Raw genomic sequence first — 21,324 nt, 5'->3', positions numbered from 1 at the left:
GCATCAAGCTCCAGCATGGGTGTCCGGGTGCCAGAGGAACTGGCGTAGGGGCAAGCGTCCTTCCACATCCACCGGAATGCCTTCTGCCATCAGCAACTCCCGCTGCATCCAGTCACTTCCCTTACGGCTGAGGCTCATCGCGATCCGACCTTGAGCATTCACCACGCGGTGCCAGGGAACGGTGGATGGGAGCTTGAGGCGACGCAGCGCCCAGCCAACCTGTCGCGCGCAGCCGTAGGCACCGATCAAATCAGCGATCTGGCCATACGTCGCCAAGCGACCATGGGGGATCCGAGCCACCTCGCTCCAGATACGCTGATCAAATGTGGATGAGGACGACTCCATCAATCTGCGTGGCTTTGATGGGAGCTTTCATGCATCAGAACCCAGACGTCCTCCGGTGCCGCCGGAGACGTACGGTTCAACAGAGGGATCCTTGAGCAGGATCTGGATGGCGACAGAAGCACAGACTTCTTGATTGTCTTGCCAGGCCCCCAAGCATGGAAGGATCCCCATCTGTTGCTCTAACCCGATTCATCGCCCATGCCCCTGCTGCCGCGACGGTTTGAGCGGCTGAAATCCGTGCTGAACCACCGCATGGCGGACCTCACGGTGCTGCTCGAACACGTGGAGAAACCCCACAACCTCTCCGCCATCCTGCGCAGCTGCGATGCCGTCGGGGCGCTGGAAGCCCACGCGGTGAGTTTCGACGGGCGTCCGCGCACCTTTAACAGCACGGCCCAGGGCAGCCAGAAATGGGTCCCCCTGCATGACCATCCCGATACCGAAACAGCCATCCGCTGCTTAAGAGAGCGGGGGTTCCGCCTCTACGGAACCCATCTCGGAATCAATGCCAAGGACTACCGAGAATGCGACTTCACCGGACCCACCGCCTTCGTGCTCGGGGCGGAGAAATGGGGGCTGACCGATCAGGCCAGGGATCTGATGGATGAAGCGCTGTTCATCCCCATGCGCGGCATGGTGCAGTCACTGAACGTTTCGGTCGCCACGGCAACCCTGCTGTTTGAGGCGCTGCGCCAACGCCAGGTGGCAGGCCTGGCGCCGACCCAAGGCGAAGGACTCAAGCCAGAGCAGTACCAACAGTTGCTGTTCGAATGGTCCTACCCAGAGGTTGCTCGCTGGTGCCAAGAGCAGCAACGGCCCTATCCCGCCCTGAGTGAGGAGGGCGAACTGATGGAAGAGCTGCCTCGGACTGTGAAGCTGCGCTGCTGATCCGACAAAACACTTGTATCTCCGCGAACCCTGGGCCATAACCAAAGCAGCGGATTGTCAGCAATGGACAACAAACAGCTGCACCAGTACGCGGTCACGTATCACTGCGGCCACGAGTGGGGCGAAGAAATGCTCCAGTCCGATGATCTCAGCCATGCCGTGGAAGCAGCCCACGCCATCTTCCCGAGCTCCTGCCGGATTTCGATTCGAGAGGTGAAGGCCCCGAAACAGGCCTGAGTTCAACGCGGTCGCCGCGGCACCCCAGGCAACTGAATCGCAGCGATTAACACCGCTGCCTCCAGCAGCAAATTGCGGCTCACCAGGACCACCACCATCACCAAGGTGGTGGCCAGGATCCGCTCGAGCAAAGCGATCACATCGTCCATGCTGTCGCAGCTCTCCTTCCAGAGCAGCGCTGCCATGCTCAGCAAAATCAGGCTGATCCACCAGGCCATCAAACCCGAGCTGATGGGGTCAGTCTGACGCGGGGCGGGCTTCGCCGCCGCTCACCCAAGCCTCAATGCCTTCCCCAAGGAAGGACAGGCCCAGCACAAGAACAAACATCGCCAGACCTGGGAACAGCGCGGTCCACCACACCCCAGTGGGCACCGCAGCCAGCGCCAGATTGAGATCACCGCCCCATTCGGGCACGGTCTCCGGCAGGCCCAGGCCGAGAAATCCCAGCCCCCCCAGCACAAGCACCGCATCGGCGGCATTGAGGGTGAGCAGCACAGGCACAGAGGTGATCACGTTGCGGAACAGATAACGCCGCAGGATCCAAAGCGGCCCCGCCCCCAGGCTCTGGGCGGCTTCCACAAACAGTTCGCTCTTCACCTGGGCAGTTTGGTTGCGAACCACCCGGAAGTACTGCGGCACGTACACCACACAGAGTGCGGCGGCGGCATTGGGAATTCCCTTGCCCAACAGAAACGCCAACACCACCGACAACAACAGCACCGGCAGGGTGTAGAGCGTGTCCATCAACAAGACCATCACACGATCGACAGCGCCACCGAAGTAACCACTCACCATCCCGAGGGGTACACCGACCACCAAGGCCAAGCCCACCGCCAGCAGCACCACTTGAAGGGCCACCCCACTGCCGGCCATGGTGCGCACACACACATCCCGGCCCAAGCGGTCCGTGCCGCACCAATGGGTCCAGCTGGGACCGGAATAGATCGGGTTCTCCAGGCCAGCATTGGCATCCGGAAGGATCCCAACACTCACCAGCAACGGCGTGATCAACGCCACCAACAGGTAGATCCCCACGATCACCAGCCCCCAGCGGGCCATGCGGGTCGAGAGGCTGCGGGTCACGGGCAAGTTGGCCTCGGGCAAATGCATTGTCTCCCGAACCGCGGAAGAATGAAGCCATGCCTTCCCGCTACCGCTGGCGACAACGACTCCTCGGCAGACTCCAAGGTCAGCTGCAACTGGCCACCTATCTCGTTGTTTTTCTGGGGTTCACCGGAGCCTCGTCGGTGGGCTTGTTCATCGGCCAGCGGAATCTGCTGGCCAACGACCGGCAATTGGTCCGCCAAAGCATCGAGCTTTGCGAAGACGCCATCACGGATCTGCAGAGCGATCCAGCTCGTCTTGAACAGGAGCTTCTGTTCCACTCCAATCTGAACACGAACCTTTGGATCGAAGGCAACAACGGCGTCCTGGTGCGGCCCCGCATTCACCAGTCCCTGTCGGCCGCCACGATCCAAACCGCTATGGCCACCAACCCAGGAAGGGAGCCGGGGCTTCAACACACGATCGACGTCGATGATCAACGGCTGGTCACCGAGTTGATCAAGCAGCTCCCCGATGGCTCACGCCTCTGGATGGCACAACGGGCCAGCTCCAACCTTCAAGCCCTGAACAACTATCTGGTGTTGATGATCATGGTCTGGGGCAGCTGCCTGGCGATCACCTTGCTCAGTGTGAGCTGGGTGGTGCGGCGCGTGGTTCAGCCGTTGGATCAGCTCAATGCCGCCACCTCCCAATTAACGGCCGACACCCTGGCCAACGCCAAATTGCAGCTGGGTCAGGGCCCTGACGAAGTGATGCAGCTGAGCCGCACCTACAACGACCTGTTGGAACGTTTGGCCCAGTCCTGGAGTCAGCAACGCCAGTTCGTGAGCGCTGTGAGCCACGAACTGCGCACCCCCCTCACCATCGTTCAGGGCTATCTGCACCGCACGATCAAACGGGGCAACAACCTCAGCCCCGACCAGGTGAAAGGACTAGAGACTGCAGAGGATGAAAGCATCCGCATGCGCCGGCTGCTCGACGATCTCCTCGACCTGTCCCGCAGTGACTCCGGCAAGTTGGCCATCGCCAATGAACCGGTGCGCCTCACCGACCAACTGGAACAGGTGGCGGATCTGGCCCGCAACACCTTGAACCGCCCTCTGCTGCTGGAACTTCCTGACGATCCAAGGGCACGCGATGCGATGGCCCATGCCGACCCGCCACGGTTGCGGCAGGTGCTGCTGGATCTGATCGAGAACGCCGACAAGTATTCGCCTGAGAACACCCCCATCCGCCTGGTGCTGCGGCATTCAACCGATGCGTCCTTGGTCGATGTGATCGATCAAGGCATCGGCATCCCTGAACAAGAACTGGATCAGGTCTTCCAACGCTTTCAACGGGCCAGCAACGCACCGGCAAAAACAGGCTCCGGCTTAGGACTTTCGGTGGTGAAGCTGCTGGTGGAGGGAATGGGCGGCAGCATTGAGGTGCACAGCCGCCTCGGCGAGGGCAGCTGCTTCACCGTGATCCTGCCGTCATGATTCCGTTCCTGGTGTTCTGCTCGCTGCTGATCCCCGTGAATCTCTGGGCAGCGATCACACCACACATGCACAGCGACGTGTCGATGCGCATCCTGCACGGTGTTTGCACAGTTGTTTTGATTCCTCTGCTGTGGATGCTCTGGGATCAACGACGTTTGTTGCGGACTCTGCCTGCGCTGGTGTTGGCGATCTTTGCGACGGTGATGGTGGTGGTGAACAGCTGGATCACTGCCATGGGCATGGGCGTGGAATTCGGCTGGTTGGATCACCTGTTCCTGGCGCTGTCTGAAGTGGCGTTAACAGTGTTTTTCTTGATGGCTCCGGAGCAAGAGCCGATCACGGAGACCTAACCAACACCCTGGGAACGGACCCGGCCTCCAAAGCGAGTGCGTTGTTCGAGCTGCATCTGCAGCACCGGCAGTCCAGACGGCTGATAGAGCTGGAAACGGTCCACGCCATCCAAGACCACACGGTTCTGATAGCGGCTGCCGCTGCGAACTCCGCCCTGGAGATCAAAGGCAGGCCCGCAGCGCATCAAGACTGAACCGCGCCAAATCGCTGATGGCGCCGGTCCCAAGCTGTACAGCACTGGATCAGAGCCGTCGCTTGGCGTGATAGCGAGCTTGGGTTGCCGACCGGCCAAAGCACAAGGCCAGCTCCTGGACGGATCAGGGGCGATCTGCCAGGTGGAGGCTCGCTCCAGATCGCCCTTCACCAGCTCCAGCGTGCGGCGCTGCATTTGCTTCAGCTGAAAGCTCTCAGCCAGAGAGCCGCCCTGGCGGGTTTCTGCGAGCAACAGCTGAAACGCCACACCACAGAGCAGACATCCCACAAGCGCCGCCAGCATCAACTCCACCAGCGTGAAACCTTGTGGAGCGCGAGTGTTACGCATCGCTGGGTTGGCAAAGGGCACTGCTGAGGGAGCCACTCACATCGCCGCGGTAAGTACCGCTGCGACTGATGCCCAGGGGCAGGCCGATCACCAGGCACAAAGCCTGCGGATGACTGGGATGCGACAACACCACCAGGTCGCCATCGAGCACCAGGCCGTTAACGGTGAAGCGAACAGCGTCCGGCAGGTTGCTGCGCAACTCCAATACACCTGCACCGGACTCAGCCAAAGACGACACACCTCCCCGACAAGCCGGCAGGTCTCCAGCCAGTGGTGGCTGCCAACCGTTCGCGCTGAGTTGCAGGGCACAGGGCCGGCGGTCCCGTTGCGCCGCCATCCGGCCCCGGTCGAGCCCCACCCGCAACAGGCGCATGCCGCTATCCAGTTCCAATCGCCGTTGCACTGCACTGGAGCTGGGTCGTCCGGTCAGAGAGCATCTGATCACAGCGCAGTTGATTACTGGGCATCGGTCACCTCCCGTCTGCAATGCCCCAGACCTGCTGGAGTGACCAACTGGCCACGCCTGAAGGGGATCACAGCAGCTGGGTTCGTCAGCTCGACGACGAGCCAGAGGCCATCCGCTGAAGGTTCAAAACGCAATGTCGTTTCAAGGTCGACGTCTTTGGGCAAGCCCTCCAGAACCGCAACGACCGCCTTACGGTCCCAACGGCAATCAGCATCAACGACGGGAGCGCTGGCCAAGGCACGACGACTGGCCAGGAGCCGTTGCTCCAGCAACCGCACCTGCTGATCGGTTCCAGCTGATGTCACTACGGCCTGGCTGGTGCGCGACCACCCCTGAAGCGACACCTGGCTGCTGATCCCCAGGATCACAGCGGACACAACAACTTCCGTGAGCGTCATGGCAGCAGCTCCAGATCCAGACGGCTCTGGCGGCCATCACTCCAACGCAGCTGGAGCGTCCCAGCCATCACGCCATTGGGTAGCCACTGCAGCAGTTGCCAATCGCGCTCGGCGACGCGGCCGGATTGAAGTGCTGCAGGATTCGCACCAGGGCAGCGCTTTGATCCCTCCCACTCCGAGGAAGGCAACGCCAACAGGCAGGCATGGACACCGGTGGCGTGCTGTTGAAAGGCCATTGCCACCGAATGCTCAGCATCGCGGGTCTGGGCGGTAGCCAGCGCCTGATGGCTGCGCTGCCGCGCGTGCAAAGCCAGGGTCTGCAACGACAGACTGCTCAGCAGCAGAACACTGGAAGCGGTAAGAGCAAAAAGCAACATCAAATAAGTGGTGCTGCTGCAAAGCATTCCCCTGTGAAGGGACCATCAATCTGAACGCCTCCAAGAGCTCAGTACGTCAACACTCAAGATCTGCGGCTGACTTGATGGATGCACGGGCCAAACAAGAAGAGAACTCCAGCTGAAGGATCGGGAAAGGCAAGGTTGGGAAGAAAACAACACCTACTTCAGAACTGCCAGGCCACCTGGATCCAAACAATGAGTCAACAAAGGGGTCAAAAACCCTCTAAGACGACTCTCAGCAAGCTTTAGCCGTTCTTACCCACATAAGCCAACGCTATGGGTGATGGTTGATCTGTGAGCACCTCCCGTGCCGAAACCAACCACCAAATAGAAATCAATCATGACCAAACTCAACAGCCGGCTCCAGCTGGAACTACTCAACCGCAAAAAAACCAAGAGTGCTCTTCAGAAAGGTTTCACTCTGATCGAACTATTAATCACAGTTGTTATTCTTGGAACTCTCTCTGCGATTGCCCTGCCGAATTTCCTGGGAGTCAAAGAGGCTGCTAATCAGAAATCTGCAATTGCATCAGCAACGGCACTCGCTAAAGACTGTTCAGGGGCAATTCTCGCAGATGTCACTGTGCCGACTCAACTAGCAGCAGATGCACCACAAGGGGTCACTCTTGTAGACACCGAGATATGTGGATCAAGCACAAAAACCTATAAGGCAGCGGGCCTGACGCCGAAGGCAGACGATAGATGCCTATCAGACAAAGCAGTTACTAGCCCAACAGCAGATACCACCTGTACGATCAGTACAACAACTACAGGCCAAGTGAGCGGCCAGTGGGGGGTCTAATTTACAATTAACTAAAGGCCCTAAAGCACTTCAAAAAAGCACTAGGGCCAAATTTTAGCAAGCAAAAGGGCTACCAGATCAACAATCAGAACTCAGATGTGAGCAGAAGCATCCTATCAAATCAAGAACCAACTCAGAACAGCCATCACAAGAAGATTCAATCGCAATAAAGCATCTGAACCAACCCAGCAGAGAAAAAAACACACCCTCAGGGGAGCAAGCCAACAAGAACTAAATAAGATTCTAAAACCATAAATAGCAGAAAGTTGAAAACCAATGCACCGATCTTTTCCATTCAAAATCGCTCCAACACATGATCAAAATCCCCAAACACACAGCCCAAAAAAATAGAAAAAACGGCTTCAGCATTACAGAAGCAGCAGTGACTACAGCAATTATTGCAACCCTAGGATCAGTCGCTTACCCCAACTACATAGCAAGCCAAGAAAGAGCAAGATGCTCCGAGACCAAAGCGACATTAACGTCCATCCCACCAATCATCAGTGCTTACATTGATGCAACAGGGGAAGCACCAACAACCTGGAACGACTTATCGAGTATTGCCGCTGTCATGACGAACAACGGTCCTGCAACTGGTGATCTTGACGCACCTATAACACTACCGAGAACCAACTATGAACTCTCTGTAGAGGGTCCAAGTGAATCAACCTACTTACTAACAGCAAATTGTTTCGTCAAAACACCCGTCAGTGATCCAGCCGATCGCGAGGAACAGGAACTCAAGGAAGCAGCTTTCCACAAAATCCGCAGCTGCTTCAACGTCAGCAACGGTGCGAGCGATCTAACCAGCGGCAGTGGCACAGACCCCGCCAATACCCCCAACTGCGGCTAAGCCATGACCAACCAAACCTTTCCCAACAAAGCCAACACATCAAAGCAACGAACAGTCTCGAAAGACGAGGAAGGAATGGCCATGGTCATTGCCTTGTTGATGGGAACGGTGCTGGTGGCGGGAAGCACAAGCTTGATGGTGCGCCAGATCATGACACGCAAGCTTGGTGCATCCGAGAGCTATCAACAGATGGCTGAATCTGCAGCACTGAATGGCCTGAACCGAATCATCAGCGACATCAACCGAGATGACCGCAACAACTACACAGGCTTTCTGCTGTCGCTCAACAACAGTGAAGGAGAATGGGGTTGGGCATCACCCAATTCAGCGGATTTTGAACTGGTTGAGCTCTGCACACCAGTCAACAACTACAGCAAAGCATACCCAGCGCAAACAGAAGCAGAAGCTCCAAACATAACCATTAGCAGCGGCAATGTTCGCAACGATGGAGGGAACAAGGATGTACAAGTGGACTACAGACTGCGGAGCTACAACACAACAGCTGCAGCAGGCAATGGAGAAGGAACGTTTTACATCGAAGGGATAGTCAGCCGCGGAGACACGGTCATGGCAAGAGCATTGTTACGACGATCGCTTTATGTGAGCTCCAAAGTTGCTGGCGCTGGAGACTGGAGTGTGATGAGCGGCCACAATCTCCGCTTGAACGATACGGAGATCAATGGCCCAGGCAATATCTTCTATCTCACGAACACTCCAGGCAATTACCTGGCATCCCAATATGCAAGTGGCTGCAGCGATTCATCACTCCTGGCAGATGTGGGATCCAGCAACGACGCCTTAGCAGGGAAAGGCCTGGACAACCAGGTATGGCCGATCAATATCGACACCCAAAGACGTGGCGTGAGCGGTATGCCGCCGGCCAACCTCTTCGAAAAAGACCCCGTCAACGACACCACCAATGGAAGCGGAGGAGAAACGATTCGCATGTGGAGCTTTGACGACAGTGCACCAGCAGCAGGTGATCGAGATGCAGACGGTGCTATTGACCTCAATGCCGATGGCACACCCATTCTTTATCCAGCACTTCCCTGTGGCGAGGCAGTGTGCGTACGTGATGCTGATCAAACCGATACTGGGGACTATGGCCTCACGAATTCAGGAGATTTTCGAACAGCAACAAACGAAGGAATCGAAATTAATCCCGATTCATCAATAATCACACTAACAACAGACATACTCTGCAAGGAATCAAATCAATTTGACTGTCATGTCTATCTTGACCATATCAACCTGAACAACACCGAACTGCATATTGAGACAACACAAGCGAGGGCAGTTGTCTTACATCTGGAACAACCAGTCGCTTACCCCGATGATCGAAAGATCACACGCGCAATCAACCTCACAGGATCAGCAAAAATTTGCAGCGTTAATCCCGGAGGTTCAACCTGCAATGAGAATCCTGAACAACTGGTGATTATGGCAACCACAGGAACTGCACCAGAAGACTCCTGCAACACAAAGGTTCGATCACTAAGTTTCACCGATGACAACCTCCCCTACGCCCTGCTGTATCTTCCAACTGGCACGATTCGGCCCAGCAATGCAACACTCAATGGCCTCGCATGGGCAAGCAGCATCTGCGTTCTAGACGAGAACGACAATCCCGCATCATTCACATTAAACACCAATCAAAGTGGGGCACCCATCGTTCAACGAGCGAACAACAATTGGGGGTGGCTGAGCCGATTTAATTATGCAGGATATGGGCGAATGGTCACCAGAGCCATTCGAGGCACAAGCCTTGATACCTTTGAGCGATGGTAGACGCCTAGAGATGCAACACAGATCCTCAGAGAACATTCAGCCATCCCTTCAAAACATTTAAAGCCGTTCCATAAAAAGACTCAGATTAAGCAAGTCGATCGCCCTTAAACTATTTTTAGTGAACGACGGAGGAATGAAGAAGCATTCAATGCACTGCATCAGTGAAGCGAAGTCATCTCAATGAAACATCCATTCATTCAACTTCGATCCAGAGCCAAAAGATCTTCCGATGCTTCTGGTTTCACCATGATCGAAACCTTGATAGCCGGTCTCATCGTTGCCGCAGTGATGACAGCCGTCGGCCGCTTTGGGGTTAGCGCAATGGCGGCAAGTCACAACCAATCCTCGCGCAACAGGATTGAAGCTGCAATCAATGATCATATCCAGTTGGTTCAAATGCAGGATTCCTACTTAACAGTGGATGCCATCAAATCTGAGACGGGGCTCGACACAAGCCTGGAGACGGCTTGCCAAGACCCCAGCACATTTCTGATGAATCACCTTCAAAGAGCCGATGTAGCAGGCAAAACCCCAAACCCTGAAGTAGCAATGGAATGGAATAATAGTGATCCATATCTCTTGGTATTGACCTACAACTTCGAAGCACCTGAGACCGCAGTTGGTGGTGAACAACGAAGAATCGAAGTCAATCCAAACTTTTCATCCCAATGCTATTCCCTCCAATGAAAAGACAAACAAACGGATTCACTTTGGTTGAGATGGTCGTTGCACTGTCACTTCTGTCGATCGCCACAGCCGCGACCGTACCAACGATTACTAGAAATCGCTGGCAAAAAGATGTTAACGGCTATGCGATGAAACTTGAGTCTGGATTGCTGGATTTGAAGGCAAAACTTGGCAAGCAAAAAACAAGCTGTGAAATCAAATTCCCAGTGGCATATTCATTTAAAACACCAGACAATATCGTTGAATTCAGTCAACAGAACAGTAAAAACACAACAACCATGCAGTGCTGTAACTCTGAGATCAGCAAGCTCACCAATGACCCTGACTGCAACACGGGTGCACCTGGCTATTCACTCAGCACGCTGACAGGTAAAGATCAAGACAATCTCCGGATGGTTCAATTCGAATCAACGCCAGAGTCAAAGGCTGTGCGTGTCGCCGTTAGCTCAACAAATTTCGGATTCACACCGCCAGGCACAACATTGAATGCAGAACAAATCACATTTCTCATTTGCCACAAGCAATCATTGTCTGCAGAAGATGCCACAGATTGCGTAGCCAACAAGAACAAACTCGATATCCGCTGTGTGCAAATTGATGGAACAGGTGAAGTCTCTAACGGAATCTGGAAACTCGAGGATCCAACATCACCAATCAGCAGCGGCTCTTGTACAACAACATAACAGCATGATTAAGAATATTCTCAGGAATAACTCACTGCCCATTTCTCTGACAAAGCCATGAAAATAGCAGAATCATTGTACGCACAATCATCAGGTTACAGAAGATGATTAGACTCTCTCAGAAACAAGGTATTGCTCAAGCAAGAAAAGAAACTGGCTTCACAGTTCCTGAACTATTGGTTGGCGTCATCGCTGGAACACTCATTATTGGAGCCGCATCGACTGGGCTGCGCACAAGCCAAACGCTGATCTCTGAATCCCATGGCAAGGCAACACTAAGACAAAACACAACAAACGGCTTACGCCTAATGCGCTCTGAGATTGAACGGAGCATGAATATCTTGGTTGCACGCACTGAGGAGGTACAAGAAGGTGAAGAAGATACCGATCTCACTCAATACAACGACATTATCAACAACTGCAAAGCGTTGCCTCGAGCCGCAGGATTCAACCCTGTCTTTGGAATCAACATGGTCGAACTGGATGATCCAGTTATTTATGGAGTTGGCCTAAGCAGAGATGGACGCGGATATGCACTGCTACGTTGCGGTTCACCACTCAATATGGATGGTACATATCTCTCATCAGAGGACAACAAAACCGATACTTCAATGGCCAATGAACAGGTCAAATCTGAGATATTCATCAGCAGAATCCTGGACGATATTGGCACAATTCCATGCAAAGAAGATGATTTAGCTGAGGACGAACAATGCCCAGAAAGAAAAACGCTGAGCAATATTTTAAGCCAGACAAGCTTTGCATTCACTGGAAGCAAGTCTCCCGCACGAGTATCACAAGAGCCAGCACTCAGAATCCAAACAGACATCAACACAAAACTTGTGAAGTTTATCGATCCATATGAACTTGACGACAACAAAAGCGATGCCTACAAAATCTCTGCGAGCTTTCTTGAAAACACCAACGGCGTGAAATCTCAGACCAAGCAGGATCTCTACTTTTCTGCTTTTGCACGGGCTGATAAACGCGTTCGGTTTGGCTACAACGCGACCGATAGTGGCGAAGGAAGCGGATACCCCGGTGGTGCTTTCTTCCAGAACATTACAAGCAGAAATTTACGTTTTATCCTCGATGGCTCAGGCTCGATGAGCGCTTGCGTCGCCTGGAGCGGTGAATACGGGAACACGCGCCGACGCTTCTATGATCCAGAACGCGGTTACTTCCGTACGACCAGAATTTGCAGCTTCACCCGTATGGAAGCACTGCAACATGAAATGATTGACATCATTAGCAATCTCCCTGATTACACGAAAATTGGCCTTGCATCATTCAGTACAAGTGGCTATCGCAATAACAAAGTCTGGGAAGACAGTCGCAATGAACTTGTCGAGCTGGGTCCTAGCAATTCAGAAACACGACAATCAGCCATCAGATTTGTAAATAGCCTCAGCAGCAGTGATCCCAAATACTGGGGGGGAACAATGCCCTGGAGCACCCTGGATGCTGCCTTTAGCGACAGGGTTACAGACACAATCTATTTCTTGTCTGATGGACAACCCAACAAAGACCGTAATGGGACCACATGGAGCAGCAATGATTACGTTTCAGTCGCTGATCACTACGCGGCGCTGAACGTATCGCGGGTAGGCGATGGCGACAAACCAATCAAGCTCAACACAACAAGCGTAGGCCTTAATTCAGAGTGGATGCAGCTTCTATCGAGCAAAACCTCTGGCGAATACATACGAGTTGACGATATTTAAGATGGAAGTCTCCTCTAAACAACCACAATTCAACTAACACAATCTATTTTCGACTTCGAAGGGTCAAGCTCTAATTCCCAGGGCCATCATTCAGCTTCAGCACAGCCATGAAGGCTTCCTGGGGCACATCCACCTTGCCCATGGCCTTCATCCGCTTCTTGCCTTTTGCCTGCTTCTTCAGCAGTTTCTTCTTCCGTGAGATATCACCGCCGTAGCACTTGGCGAGCACATCCTTGCGGATAGCACTGATGCTGGTTGAAGCAATGATTCGGCTACCAATCGAAGCCTGAATCGGAATCTTGAACTGCTGGCGAGGAATCAGTTCCTTCAATTTCTCCACTAGGGCCTTGCCCACGTTGTAGGCCTTGTCTTGATGAACAATCGTGGTGAGGGCATCGGCCCGCTCACCGTTGATCAACACATCCAGGCGCACCAGCTGATTCTTGCGGTAACCGATCAGGCTGTATTCCATCGAGGCATAGCCCTGGGTGCGCGTCTTCATTTGATCAAAGAAATCGGTCACCACTTCGGCCAGCGGCAACTCGTAGATCAACGTCACCCGATCAGTGGTGATGTATTTCATATCGATGTACTCGCCACGTCGTTCCTGGCAGAGGCCCATCAACGCGCCGTTGTATTCATTCGGTGCATAGATCTCCATCTTCACGTAGGGCTCTTCGATCGACTCACGCTTCTGCGGATCCGGAAGTGTGGCGGGGTTGTCCACCATCACCTCTGAGCCATCGATCATGTTCACCTTATAAATCACCGATGGCGCGGTGACGATCAGATCAAGGTCGTATTCGCGCTCCAACCGCTCCTGCACAATCTCCATGTGCAGCAGACCAAGGAAGCCGCAACGGAAACCGAAGCCCATGGCACTGCTGGTTTCCGGCTCGTACTTCAGCGCCGCATCAGACAGCTGCAGTTTGTCGAGAGCATCACGCAAGTCCGGGTACTGATCGGCCTCGGTGGGGAACAAGCCGCAAAACACCATCGGCTTGGCCTCGATGTATCCGGGTAAGGCCTCATCCGCCGGCGCATTCACGAGAGTGATCGTGTCGCCAACCCGGGCATCGGCCACCGCCTTGATCGAGGCCGCCAGATAACCCACCTCACCGGCGTGGAGCTCATCCACCTTCTTCTGATCGGGCGCCATGATCCCGATCTCATCGAGCTCATAGGTCTTCTTGCTGGCCATCAACAGCACTTTGTCTTTGCAGTTGATCCGGCCACTCATCACCCGGAAATAAACGATCACGCCCCGATAGGGGTCGTAATAGGAATCGAAGATCAGCGCCTTGGTGGACTCCTCCACCGCATCCTGCGGCGGCGGCACCCGGTCGACCACAGCCTGCAGGATCTCGGGCACACCCAGGCCGGTCTTGGCCGAGCAGGAAATGGCGTTGCTGCAATCGAGACCGATGATCGCCTCCACCTCTTCCTTGATCCGATCGGGATCGGCCCCGGGAAGATCGATCTTGTTGAGCACCGGGATGATCTCGAGATCGTTGTCCAGCGCCAGATACACGTTGGCCAAGGTCTGGGCCTCCACGCCCTGGCTGGCATCCACAACCAACAACGCGCCTTCACAGGCCTGCAGGCTGCGGCTCACCTCATAAGAGAAGTCGACGTGGCCAGGGGTGTCGATCAAGTTGAGGACGTACTCCTCGCCATCGGCCGCCGTGTAATTCATCCGGGCGGCCTGCAGCTTGATCGTGATCCCCCGCTCCCGTTCCAGATCCATGTTGTCCAGGAACTGCTCCTGCATATCCCTGTTGGCAACGGTGCCCGTGTCTTGCAGCAACCGGTCAGCCAGGGTCGACTTGCCGTGGTCGATGTGAGCAATGATGCAAAAGTTGCGGATCCGTGAGACGGGGGCGTCGGTCATGCAGCGGCGGAATCCTGCCTCAGGATTGGTAATTCTCGTTTCCGAATTCTAGAAGGCACTCCACTGCTGGGGGCTGAAGGGCTTTTTGCCGAGCTCATTGAAGACGATTAGAGCGATAGGGCTTAAAGGGATAGGCAAGGAAGCCGAAAGCACTTGATCCACGGGGAAAAGCCGATAAGGTTGCGATGACTATTAGGAAAACAACCAAGGGTGAGTGGCAGAGGCTCGTCCAGGCTCACTTCAAGAGCTCTTTCCATGAATTCAGCCTTTGCATTTGTTTGTACAAAGCACATCCAACTCAAATTCCGATGACATCAATCACTTCCCTTCAGGCAAAATCAATTCAAGAGTTCTCATCTCGTCTTGATAAAAAGTCAAGCTTAATTGACGAAGGGTTCACTTTAGTTGAACTCCTTGTTGTAATCATCATCGTGGGTATTTTAAGTGCAGTTGCTCTCCCACAATTTTTTAACCAGACTAAAAAAGCTACAGCAACTGAAGGGACTCAGCAAGCCTCTGCAATAGCGAAACAAGCTGCTGCTTACTACCTGGAAAATGGATCCATTGCCAGTGGAGATGCCCACACAAAATGCACCGCTTATGCAGGCGATATAAAAGAGGATAATACGAATTTTACTTATGCATGTAGCGGAGACAAAGCAGCATTTGTTGTGACCGCAACAGGCATAGATACAAATGACAACACGAAAGGGGTTGTAGTCACATTTACCGGAAACCTCACCGACGGAACCTTCTCCAAGCCAAGCATTAAATACTAAAGGCTAAATTTCTCGCCAAGCCAATGAAATATAAAACACAACTTTGGATAGCAAGAAACGGCTTCACTTTAACGGAGCTTTTGATTTCAGTCTCAATCATAGGGATACTGGGATCAGTATCGATCCCACAATACTTTCATCAACTACAGAAAACCAGGCAAAACGAAGCAACTGCAGCACTCTCACACATTCAAACCACGATCGCGGCTTTCGTGGAGGAGGTTGGACTTTTACCAAAAAGCTGGAAAGACCTCAACACGATCTCACCGCTAATGACTCCAACAGGTGCTGCAAACAAACCCAATTTTTCTGCCATTACCTTAGCCAGCACTGGCTGCAACCCTAATAATCCATTAAATTGCTATGAAGTTGAAGCAACAGAGAAGGATTATATCTTTACTCTACATGCCAAACCCCTAAACGCAGACGCCAAAACCTACAACGTTTTAGCATGTCTAGATTTAAAGACTGGAGCATCGGATATTAAAAAAGGCAGTCACAAAAGCGAAGTGACAGCGGAACAACTTAATTGCCAAAATATTTAGACATGGACAAGCACAATAGATTAATTGGATTATATATTTCAACCTCGAAGAATTCATATTGTGATGAGAGAGGAATGACCCTTGTGCTTATGCTGATGCTGGGTATTGTCATGTTGACAGGCATCAGCGGTCTTTTAGTGCGTCAATTGATGACTCAACGATTAAGCTCAAAAGAGAGCTATCGACAGATGGCAGAGGCAGCTGCAAATAACGGATTAAATCGCATCCTTGGAGAATTGAACAATGCTGAGCCTGGCAAGAGTAGAGGTTTTTTATTTAACATTGATAATCAGGGAGATATTGAAGAGCCAAAAAAAGGGTATAAATGGCAGCTCCTAAATACTGAAAATGCTCCGTCATTCTCTGAGTTATGCTTAGACACATCCATTGGGCTACCGCCACACCCACTTCAACAAAAAGAAGCAAAATGGCCGACAACTGAAATTCTTCTGAATTCAGGGAATGAAGGATTGCGAGAAGATGGATTTTCAAATATCAATATGTTCTACCGATTAAGGGGGTACAGCAGTCCTGGCACCTCTGGCGGAACAGAAAGTGGTGAAGCCAAATTAATCATTGAAGGGATTCTTCGTCGCGATGGCTCTGGCGCCAAGTCGTACCTTGCAAGAAGCACGCTAGAACGCTCTATTTACATCCAGAATTGGGTTGATACCACTCGTCCGGAAGATTGGGCAGTACTAGGAGCAACGTATTACGAACTAGGACCAATAAAGCTAAAAAATCCGGGTCTAATTCTTTGGCATACCAACCCAAAAGACGGAAAAGACATAAGAAAAGACTGTGGCAGCAAAGACATACTAAGTCGAGTAAAGGGCAAAGGAATTAAAGAATCCGACCTAAAACACCGGATATGGCCAGTCAGTAATCAGAAACAACCGCCGACCAGCATTTTCTCAGTTAAAAATGCCAAAGATTACATCCCAAAGCAACAGCTTGATCTACGTGTATGGAGATTTGACGACAAAAATCTTCTCCAAGAAGGCAGCTGCAAGCGAAGAATTGCCTGCCAAAGAAGCATTCACGCCGACAATTACACAGCACCCCAAAAAATTCAAAACAACCCAGCTTGGCCCAAAAACAAAAAGTGGCCAAAGACCTCAATCTATTTAAGAGAAGAAGATATATGTATCGGGAGCAAAGGTGATTGTCATATATACGTAGATCATATTAACCTAAGGAGATCAAAATTACTCATCGAGAATAGCTCTCGTCCTGTTATTGTCCATCTTCTTAATCCAACAAAAAATACATCGATTGACATTTCGAACAATGGAGGATTAATCACAATAGGCCCAAAGGGTCTCATGTGTGGTGTTGATAAAAACTCAGAAGCCTGCAACAATCTCCCAGAAAGACTAATAATTATTGGTGATTCAACTCAATTGCCTAACAAATGTAAGAGTACTACTCATCAATTGGTCTTGAACGGCAACAGCCTCCCGTCTGCTTTTCTTTTTATGCGAAATGGAACAGTTTCACTAGCCAACGATGCCATCTTCAATGGAATCATTTGGACTCATAGTTTTTGTTCGAATAACCATCGTTTAACACTTAACGATAATAATCAAAACAACATTTTGGGAATTAATTGGAATTCTGTGCAAGAACTCTGGAACTGGAATGACAAAGGATTTTCAGGATATGGTCGAAAAACAACACGAGGAGTACGTGGTACCGGATTAGATAAATTCCAGAGATTCTAATGAAACGATATCGCTACTTAACCACAAAAGTTTCAAACCCAAAATCATCTCATATGTCGATAACTTCAGGCTTTACTCTGGTTGAAACTCTTGTGGCAGGGTGCATACTTCTTGTAGTTTTAGTTGCTGTTTCAAGGATCTCAATTCTTTCGATAACAAGTGGACGCAATAGAGTTGAGAGAGATCGTATCGAAGCAGCTATCCAAAACGATATTCAGATGCTTCAACAAGCTGACACCAAGCTAACTTTTGATTCTATACCGACCAACAAGAAAAAATATGCATGTCTGAATCCAGCCAATTACCTCAAAGAGCAATTGAGCCAAAACAATGGAGTCGGTTCAGTCCAAAAGCCATTAATGAATGAAAATAACGCAAATTTTTTGATCAACAAACATATGGAAGTAAATAATCCAAGAATTTTAGTTGTGGTTTATTCATTCTCAGCACCTGAAAACTCAATCAAAAATGAAAAGCGCATTCTTGAACTCAATCCACACTTTTACAATGAATGTATTTTATAAACAAGGAATAGACCCACCCAATCGCCTGGGATTTAGAGGATTTACTCTTCTAGAACTGCTTGTGGTCCTTTCAATAATATTAATAGGTAGTAGTTGGGTGATTCCACAATATCGGCGACAACTGATCTTAAGTCATCTGGACCAGTACAGTCAGCAAATTGAATCTGGTCTGTTCAGCCTTCGTTCCAGACAATCCGCGGAGGGTGCCAGCTGCGAAATCAGCATCAATCCTAGTTTTGTTGGTACTGGCGATACAAACAGCGGTTTTGCGAAACCTAGTGATGTTCTTGAATTAAATCACCTAGATTCCGAGGAACGTAAAAAACGACTGAACTGTTGTGATGCAACATCATGTTCATGGGACCCACCCTACCGTCTCATCAGCCAGGAAGCTTCGAGGAGCTCAAAAGATGTAGAAGTAAAATTTTCTCAAGAAAAATACTTAATTTCTCCACCAGGCATGAGTACTGATACTGATCCTCTGGTTATCTTAGTGAGAGCCAACACCAAATACGACGACCCTCTACGTCCTCTGCCAATTCGCTGTATCAAGCTTTCAACGGCAGGACATCTTCACCGAGGCACATGGGAGAAATCACAATGTCGCAGGCGATGATCTGCATCTGATTTCAAACCAATCTTTAATCACATTGTCAAGGCATACACAACATCATGATCAACATCAACAACACGAACACCTCGGTTAAGTTCTCACCATTCAACCGAATGCAAGGTTTCACATTACCTGAAGTGCTTGTAGCAGCGAGTGCCGGGGTCGTCTTGATCGGAGCATCAGCACTCGCATTACGCTCAACAGGAAGTTTGATAAGCAAGATGGATAGAAAAGCATCATTGCAACAAAACACCATTAGTGGGAAAAAACTTATGCGTGCAGAAATAGAGAGAAGTCTTCATCTGATAGTCCATTCAAGCGCTAAGCCAGAAAAAAAACTTTCTCACACCGATATTTTCAATCCAGATTATTTAATATCAACAAAAGAGTGTAATGACATCACAGAAAGCTCAAACACACTTTTCAAGCCTATTTTTGGCCTAAAGATAGCAGAGCTTAATAAGCCTGTTTTTTATGGCCTCTCAATCAGCAATACTGGCCGAGGCTATTCAATCATGCGTTGTGGAGCCAGGATGAATCTAGATGGACGGTACAACGAAACCGAGAAGCAAAATATTTCAGTTGTTATAGACGATATTGGAGTCATTCGATGCAATTCAGATCAGCCTGAGTGCTCAATTAATGCAAAATACACTCCAACTTCACTAAAACAAATAAGCGAGACAATTAAATTTACTTTTAAGCAAGACAAAACACCCGAGAGAAACTACGGTGAACCTGCTATCCGCCTAATGACTGATGAGCATAGAAAGTTGATCCGATTTATTGATCCAACCAACAACTCAGATGACATCAAAACCAGCTTTTTAAAGATTGAAGCAATTAACAAAGAAATAACAACATATCCATTTTACTTTGTTGCCTATGCGAGGGCAGACAAACGCATCAACAGCGAGAAAAAAGCTGGCAACGTAATGGATGGATTATATTTTCAGAATATAACCAATAACAAGATACGTTTTCTGGTAGATGGTTCCGGATCAATGAGTGCCTGCATTTTGTGGGGGAGCGGTTACGGTGCTAAAAAGTGGTATTGGGATCCATGGAAGGAGAAGCATTTTTGGAGCAAAAGAACATGCGCTTTGACAAGAATGGAATCTTTGCAGCATGAACTGATTTCACTATTGACCGATCTTCCTGATGATACAGCCATTAGTATCAGATCTTTTAGTTCTCCGGGAAAGAAAAACCATCAAATATGGGAGATGTCAGCTAAGGGATTGGTCGAGCTCGGTTCAAATGGAGCGAGAAAGTCGGCAATTGCTTTCGTCAATACTTTTGATGATGGCCACGTGTTCAGCTGGGGAAGCACTCAACCCTGGGGTGGATTGGAAGAGGCATTTAATGACCTCGAAACTGAAACGCTCTATTTTTTATCCGATGGTAAACCTAACCACAATCGTATCGGTGGAATATGGAAATCTTCAGACCACTCGAGCTCAGCCAACTACTATCTGAACCTTAATTACAAACGAAGCAAACCTCTAAAGGTCAATACAATTGCAATCGGCATAAAGTCAAGCTGGATGGAAAGCCTGGCCACAAATACAGGAGGTGATTATATTTATATAGATAAAAAATATCTGAAAGATTCAGCAAAACTGCAATGAAATCCTAGTGCCACAAAGCAATCCCTGGACGCTTCTGCTGCTGGCAATCAGCGCCGAAGTCATCGGCACCTCTTGCCTGCGCTTGTCGGAAGGCATGACCCGACCGCTGCCCACCATGCTGGTGTTCAGCGCCTATGCCATCGCCATGGCCCTTCTCTCCAAGGTGGTGCTTAGCATTCCCCTCGGCATCACCTACGCCCTCTGGAGCGGTATCGGCACCGTGGTGATCGTGCTTGTGGGGCGCATCGCCTACAGCCAGATGCTGCAGCCCACCCAGTTGATCGGCATCGGCCTGATCACCGCTGGCGTGGTCTTGGTGAATTTGGGGGAATAAGCATCAGGGACCCACCTCATAGAAGGAGTTAATGGGGCCGGGGTATCGGTCGGGTTGAGGACGTGCTCCTCGCCATCAGCCGCCGTGTCGTTCATCCGGGTGGCCTAGAGCTTGATCGTGATCCCCCGCTCCAGGTCAATGTTGTCCAGAAACTGGTCTGCATGTTCCGGTTGGCCAGGCTCGACTTGCCGTGGTCGATGTGTGAAATGACGCAGACATTACGGGTGCTTGAGACGAGCGCCTCTCATGCAACGGCGGAATCCCGTCTTTGGTCCTTAAAGCGTTGATTTCACAAGCTAAGGAGGAGTACCACCATTCCGCTCGTTCAGCGTCAGCATCAACTGTTGCAGTCGCGTCGTCGCCTGTCCCTACCCCATCTCAACCTCAGCGTGATCACTGTGGTCACGCTTAGCGCTTGCGGACAGGATCAGGAAAAGCTGTCGGGCTCTTTGTGTGAACGGCCCAAAATCTGCAATCCCTCAGCGGCTCTTACACCGCCGACAACATCGGTATCAATAAGCCCGGCAAACACATCGGCACCACAACGCTCACCATCACCGTGGACTCGGATGGCAT

26 protein-coding genes are annotated in these 21,324 nt (G+C 51.1%); 17 read left to right on the top strand and 9 right to left on the bottom strand.

The annotated features are described in order from the left end of the window. Positions 1-3: 3 nt before the first annotated feature. Together FZX13_RS00495 and FZX13_RS00490 are read right to left on the bottom strand one after the other, a co-directional pair. Positions 4-345 (bottom strand): MGMT family protein, encoded by a 342-nt coding sequence (locus tag FZX13_RS00495; protein WP_226406360.1) that lies wholly within the window; start codon positions 343-345, stop codon positions 4-6. A 27-nt stretch (positions 346-372) separates the two neighbouring features. Next, a complete protein-coding gene (locus FZX13_RS00490; RefSeq protein WP_226406358.1) occupies positions 373-516 on the bottom strand; it encodes a hypothetical protein in 144 nt (47 codons plus the stop codon). A gap of 27 nt (positions 517-543) precedes the next feature. On the opposite strand from FZX13_RS00490, the gene trmH reads away from it, so the two are divergent. Both trmH and FZX13_RS00480 read left to right on the top strand, forming a co-directional pair. Beyond that, positions 544-1,233 carry a tRNA (guanosine(18)-2'-O)-methyltransferase TrmH gene (trmH, locus tag FZX13_RS00485; RefSeq protein ID WP_226406356.1) on the top strand — a complete coding sequence of 230 codons (690 nt, stop codon included), beginning with the start codon at positions 544-546 and terminating at the stop codon, positions 1,231-1,233. A gap of 63 nt (positions 1,234-1,296) precedes the next feature. After that, complete coding sequence (locus tag FZX13_RS00480) at positions 1,297-1,470, top strand: hypothetical protein (protein WP_166016831.1); 174 nt, start codon at positions 1,297-1,299, stop codon at positions 1,468-1,470. Positions 1,471-1,472: 2 nt separating this feature from the next. Here the strand turns inward: FZX13_RS00480 and FZX13_RS00475 are convergent, their stop codons facing one another. After that, entirely contained in the window at positions 1,473-1,688 is a 216-nt protein-coding gene (locus FZX13_RS00475; protein WP_226406355.1) for a hypothetical protein, read from the bottom strand. 19 nt (positions 1,689-1,707) lie between these two features. Further along, positions 1,708-2,580, bottom strand: a complete 873-nt coding sequence (locus FZX13_RS00470; RefSeq protein ID WP_226406353.1) for an ABC transporter permease — start codon at positions 2,578-2,580, stop codon at positions 1,708-1,710. Between the two features lie 29 nt (positions 2,581-2,609). On the opposite strand from FZX13_RS00470, the gene FZX13_RS00465 reads away from it, so the two are divergent. Beyond that, a complete protein-coding gene (locus FZX13_RS00465) occupies positions 2,610-4,016 on the top strand; it encodes a HAMP domain-containing sensor histidine kinase (protein ID WP_226406351.1) in 1,407 nt (468 codons plus the stop codon). Further along, a complete protein-coding gene (locus FZX13_RS00460; RefSeq protein ID WP_226406350.1) occupies positions 4,013-4,366 on the top strand; it encodes a hypothetical protein in 354 nt (117 codons plus the stop codon). Before FZX13_RS00465 ends, FZX13_RS00460 begins: the two co-directional genes overlap by 4 nt. On the opposite strand, the gene FZX13_RS00455 is transcribed toward FZX13_RS00460, so the two are convergent. The 4 genes from FZX13_RS00455 to FZX13_RS00440 are packed head-to-tail and all read right to left on the bottom strand — an operon-like array spanning position 4,363 to position 6,149. Beyond that, the gene (locus FZX13_RS00455) at positions 4,363-4,908 is read right to left on the bottom strand and encodes a prepilin-type N-terminal cleavage/methylation domain-containing protein (protein ID WP_226406348.1); all 546 of its coding nucleotides are present in this window, start codon (positions 4,906-4,908) and stop codon (positions 4,363-4,365) included. The genes FZX13_RS00460 and FZX13_RS00455 overlap by 4 nt on opposite strands. After that, entirely contained in the window at positions 4,901-5,353 is a 453-nt protein-coding gene (locus tag FZX13_RS00450) for a hypothetical protein (protein WP_226406346.1), read from the bottom strand. Before FZX13_RS00450 ends, FZX13_RS00455 begins: the two co-directional genes overlap by 8 nt. Before the next feature lie 11 nt (positions 5,354-5,364). Then, positions 5,365-5,772, bottom strand: coding sequence for a hypothetical protein (locus FZX13_RS00445; protein WP_226406344.1), 408 nt, complete (start codon positions 5,770-5,772; stop codon positions 5,365-5,367). Further along, positions 5,769-6,149, bottom strand: a complete 381-nt coding sequence (locus tag FZX13_RS00440) for a hypothetical protein (RefSeq protein WP_226406342.1) — start codon at positions 6,147-6,149, stop codon at positions 5,769-5,771. Before FZX13_RS00440 ends, FZX13_RS00445 begins: the two co-directional genes overlap by 4 nt. Positions 6,150-6,510: 361 nt before the next feature. Between FZX13_RS00440 and FZX13_RS00435 the strand changes: the two genes are divergently transcribed. The 6 genes from FZX13_RS00435 (at position 6,511) to FZX13_RS00410 (ending at position 12,707) form a co-directional block, all read left to right on the top strand. Further along, the gene (locus FZX13_RS00435; protein WP_226406340.1) at positions 6,511-6,972 is read left to right on the top strand and encodes a type IV pilin protein; all 462 of its coding nucleotides are present in this window, start codon (positions 6,511-6,513) and stop codon (positions 6,970-6,972) included. Between the two features lie 313 nt (positions 6,973-7,285). Then, a complete protein-coding gene (locus FZX13_RS00430; protein WP_226406338.1) occupies positions 7,286-7,825 on the top strand; it encodes a type II secretion system protein in 540 nt (179 codons plus the stop codon). A 3-nt stretch (positions 7,826-7,828) separates the two neighbouring features. Next, positions 7,829-9,613, top strand: a complete 1,785-nt coding sequence (locus FZX13_RS00425; RefSeq protein WP_226406336.1) for a hypothetical protein — start codon at positions 7,829-7,831, stop codon at positions 9,611-9,613. A gap of 246 nt (positions 9,614-9,859) precedes the next feature. Continuing rightward, positions 9,860-10,300: a hypothetical protein gene (locus FZX13_RS00420; protein WP_226406334.1), complete on the top strand. Its 441-nt coding sequence runs from the start codon at positions 9,860-9,862 to the stop codon at positions 10,298-10,300. Beyond that, positions 10,282-10,983 (top strand): type II secretion system protein, encoded by a 702-nt coding sequence (locus FZX13_RS00415; protein ID WP_370630765.1) that lies wholly within the window; start codon positions 10,282-10,284, stop codon positions 10,981-10,983. The genes FZX13_RS00420 and FZX13_RS00415 overlap by 19 nt, the downstream gene beginning before the upstream one ends. Before the next feature lie 104 nt (positions 10,984-11,087). Further along, positions 11,088-12,707: a VWA domain-containing protein gene (locus FZX13_RS00410; RefSeq protein ID WP_226406330.1), complete on the top strand. Its 1,620-nt coding sequence runs from the start codon at positions 11,088-11,090 to the stop codon at positions 12,705-12,707. A gap of 70 nt (positions 12,708-12,777) precedes the next feature. On the opposite strand, the gene lepA is transcribed toward FZX13_RS00410, so the two are convergent. Beyond that, entirely contained in the window at positions 12,778-14,598 is a 1,821-nt protein-coding gene (gene lepA / locus FZX13_RS00405) for a translation elongation factor 4 (RefSeq protein ID WP_226406328.1), read from the bottom strand. A gap of 308 nt (positions 14,599-14,906) precedes the next feature. Here lepA and FZX13_RS00400 point away from each other — a divergent pair, with 308 nt between their 5' ends. From FZX13_RS00400 to FZX13_RS00370, 7 genes are all read left to right on the top strand, one after another. Then, positions 14,907-15,377 (top strand): prepilin-type N-terminal cleavage/methylation domain-containing protein, encoded by a 471-nt coding sequence (locus FZX13_RS00400; protein ID WP_226406327.1) that lies wholly within the window; start codon positions 14,907-14,909, stop codon positions 15,375-15,377. Between the two features lie 23 nt (positions 15,378-15,400). Further along, positions 15,401-15,922 carry a type IV pilin protein gene (locus tag FZX13_RS00395; protein WP_226406326.1) on the top strand — a complete coding sequence of 174 codons (522 nt, stop codon included), beginning with the start codon at positions 15,401-15,403 and terminating at the stop codon, positions 15,920-15,922. 74 nt (positions 15,923-15,996) lie between these two features. After that, positions 15,997-17,646: a hypothetical protein gene (locus FZX13_RS00390; protein ID WP_226406324.1), complete on the top strand. Its 1,650-nt coding sequence runs from the start codon at positions 15,997-15,999 to the stop codon at positions 17,644-17,646. Beyond that, a complete protein-coding gene (locus FZX13_RS00385) occupies positions 17,646-18,170 on the top strand; it encodes a type II secretion system protein J (RefSeq protein ID WP_226406322.1) in 525 nt (174 codons plus the stop codon). Before FZX13_RS00390 ends, FZX13_RS00385 begins: the two co-directional genes overlap by 1 nt. Beyond that, complete coding sequence (locus FZX13_RS00380) at positions 18,115-18,786, top strand: Tfp pilus assembly protein FimT/FimU (protein ID WP_226406320.1); 672 nt, start codon at positions 18,115-18,117, stop codon at positions 18,784-18,786. The genes FZX13_RS00385 and FZX13_RS00380 overlap by 56 nt, the downstream gene beginning before the upstream one ends. 56 nt (positions 18,787-18,842) lie before the next feature. Further along, positions 18,843-20,414, top strand: coding sequence for a hypothetical protein (locus FZX13_RS00375; RefSeq protein ID WP_226406318.1), 1,572 nt, complete (start codon positions 18,843-18,845; stop codon positions 20,412-20,414). Positions 20,415-20,421: 7 nt separating this feature from the next. Next, positions 20,422-20,748, top strand: a complete 327-nt coding sequence (locus FZX13_RS00370; protein WP_226406316.1) for a multidrug efflux SMR transporter — start codon at positions 20,422-20,424, stop codon at positions 20,746-20,748. Positions 20,749-21,324 lie beyond the last annotated feature (576 nt).

This window comes from Synechococcus sp. MU1625 (genome assembly GCF_020514205.1).
In the GTDB taxonomy this organism is placed as follows: Bacteria; Cyanobacteriota; Cyanobacteriia; order PCC-6307; family Cyanobiaceae; genus Parasynechococcus.
Note: the sequence above shows the minus strand (reverse complement) of the source record. Positions and strands in the feature narration are given on the sequence as shown.

Excerpts from the sequence above, each read along its gene's own strand:
- FZX13_RS00495 (WP_226406360.1), bottom strand. The coding sequence starts at position 345 with ATGGAGTCGTCCTCATCCACATTTGATCAGCGTATCTGGAGCGAGGTG.
- FZX13_RS00490 (WP_226406358.1), bottom strand. The coding sequence starts at position 516 with ATGGGGATCCTTCCATGCTTGGGGGCCTGGCAAGACAATCAAGAAGTC.
- trmH (WP_226406356.1), top strand. The coding sequence starts at position 544 with ATGCCCCTGCTGCCGCGACGGTTTGAGCGGCTGAAATCCGTGCTGAAC.
- FZX13_RS00480 (WP_166016831.1), top strand. The coding sequence starts at position 1,297 with ATGGACAACAAACAGCTGCACCAGTACGCGGTCACGTATCACTGCGGC.
- FZX13_RS00475 (WP_226406355.1), bottom strand. The coding sequence starts at position 1,688 with ATGGCCTGGTGGATCAGCCTGATTTTGCTGAGCATGGCAGCGCTGCTC.
- FZX13_RS00470 (WP_226406353.1), bottom strand. The coding sequence starts at position 2,580 with ATGCATTTGCCCGAGGCCAACTTGCCCGTGACCCGCAGCCTCTCGACC.
- FZX13_RS00465 (WP_226406351.1), top strand. The coding sequence starts at position 2,610 with ATGCCTTCCCGCTACCGCTGGCGACAACGACTCCTCGGCAGACTCCAA.
- FZX13_RS00460 (WP_226406350.1), top strand. The coding sequence starts at position 4,013 with ATGATTCCGTTCCTGGTGTTCTGCTCGCTGCTGATCCCCGTGAATCTC.
- FZX13_RS00455 (WP_226406348.1), bottom strand. The coding sequence starts at position 4,908 with ATGCGTAACACTCGCGCTCCACAAGGTTTCACGCTGGTGGAGTTGATG.
- FZX13_RS00445 (WP_226406344.1), bottom strand. The coding sequence starts at position 5,772 with ATGACGCTCACGGAAGTTGTTGTGTCCGCTGTGATCCTGGGGATCAGC.
- FZX13_RS00440 (WP_226406342.1), bottom strand. The coding sequence starts at position 6,149 with ATGTTGCTTTTTGCTCTTACCGCTTCCAGTGTTCTGCTGCTGAGCAGT.
- FZX13_RS00435 (WP_226406340.1), top strand. The coding sequence starts at position 6,511 with ATGACCAAACTCAACAGCCGGCTCCAGCTGGAACTACTCAACCGCAAA.
- FZX13_RS00430 (WP_226406338.1), top strand. The coding sequence starts at position 7,286 with ATGATCAAAATCCCCAAACACACAGCCCAAAAAAATAGAAAAAACGGC.
- FZX13_RS00425 (WP_226406336.1), top strand. The coding sequence starts at position 7,829 with ATGACCAACCAAACCTTTCCCAACAAAGCCAACACATCAAAGCAACGA.
- FZX13_RS00420 (WP_226406334.1), top strand. The coding sequence starts at position 9,860 with ATGATCGAAACCTTGATAGCCGGTCTCATCGTTGCCGCAGTGATGACA.
- FZX13_RS00415 (WP_370630765.1), top strand. The coding sequence starts at position 10,282 with ATGCTATTCCCTCCAATGAAAAGACAAACAAACGGATTCACTTTGGTT.
- FZX13_RS00410 (WP_226406330.1), top strand. The coding sequence starts at position 11,088 with ATGATTAGACTCTCTCAGAAACAAGGTATTGCTCAAGCAAGAAAAGAA.
- lepA (WP_226406328.1), bottom strand. The coding sequence starts at position 14,598 with ATGACCGACGCCCCCGTCTCACGGATCCGCAACTTTTGCATCATTGCT.
- FZX13_RS00400 (WP_226406327.1), top strand. The coding sequence starts at position 14,907 with ATGACATCAATCACTTCCCTTCAGGCAAAATCAATTCAAGAGTTCTCA.
- FZX13_RS00395 (WP_226406326.1), top strand. The coding sequence starts at position 15,401 with ATGAAATATAAAACACAACTTTGGATAGCAAGAAACGGCTTCACTTTA.
- FZX13_RS00390 (WP_226406324.1), top strand. The coding sequence starts at position 15,997 with ATGACCCTTGTGCTTATGCTGATGCTGGGTATTGTCATGTTGACAGGC.
- FZX13_RS00385 (WP_226406322.1), top strand. The coding sequence starts at position 17,646 with ATGAAACGATATCGCTACTTAACCACAAAAGTTTCAAACCCAAAATCA.
- FZX13_RS00380 (WP_226406320.1), top strand. The coding sequence starts at position 18,115 with ATGAAAAGCGCATTCTTGAACTCAATCCACACTTTTACAATGAATGTA.
- FZX13_RS00375 (WP_226406318.1), top strand. The coding sequence starts at position 18,843 with ATGATCAACATCAACAACACGAACACCTCGGTTAAGTTCTCACCATTC.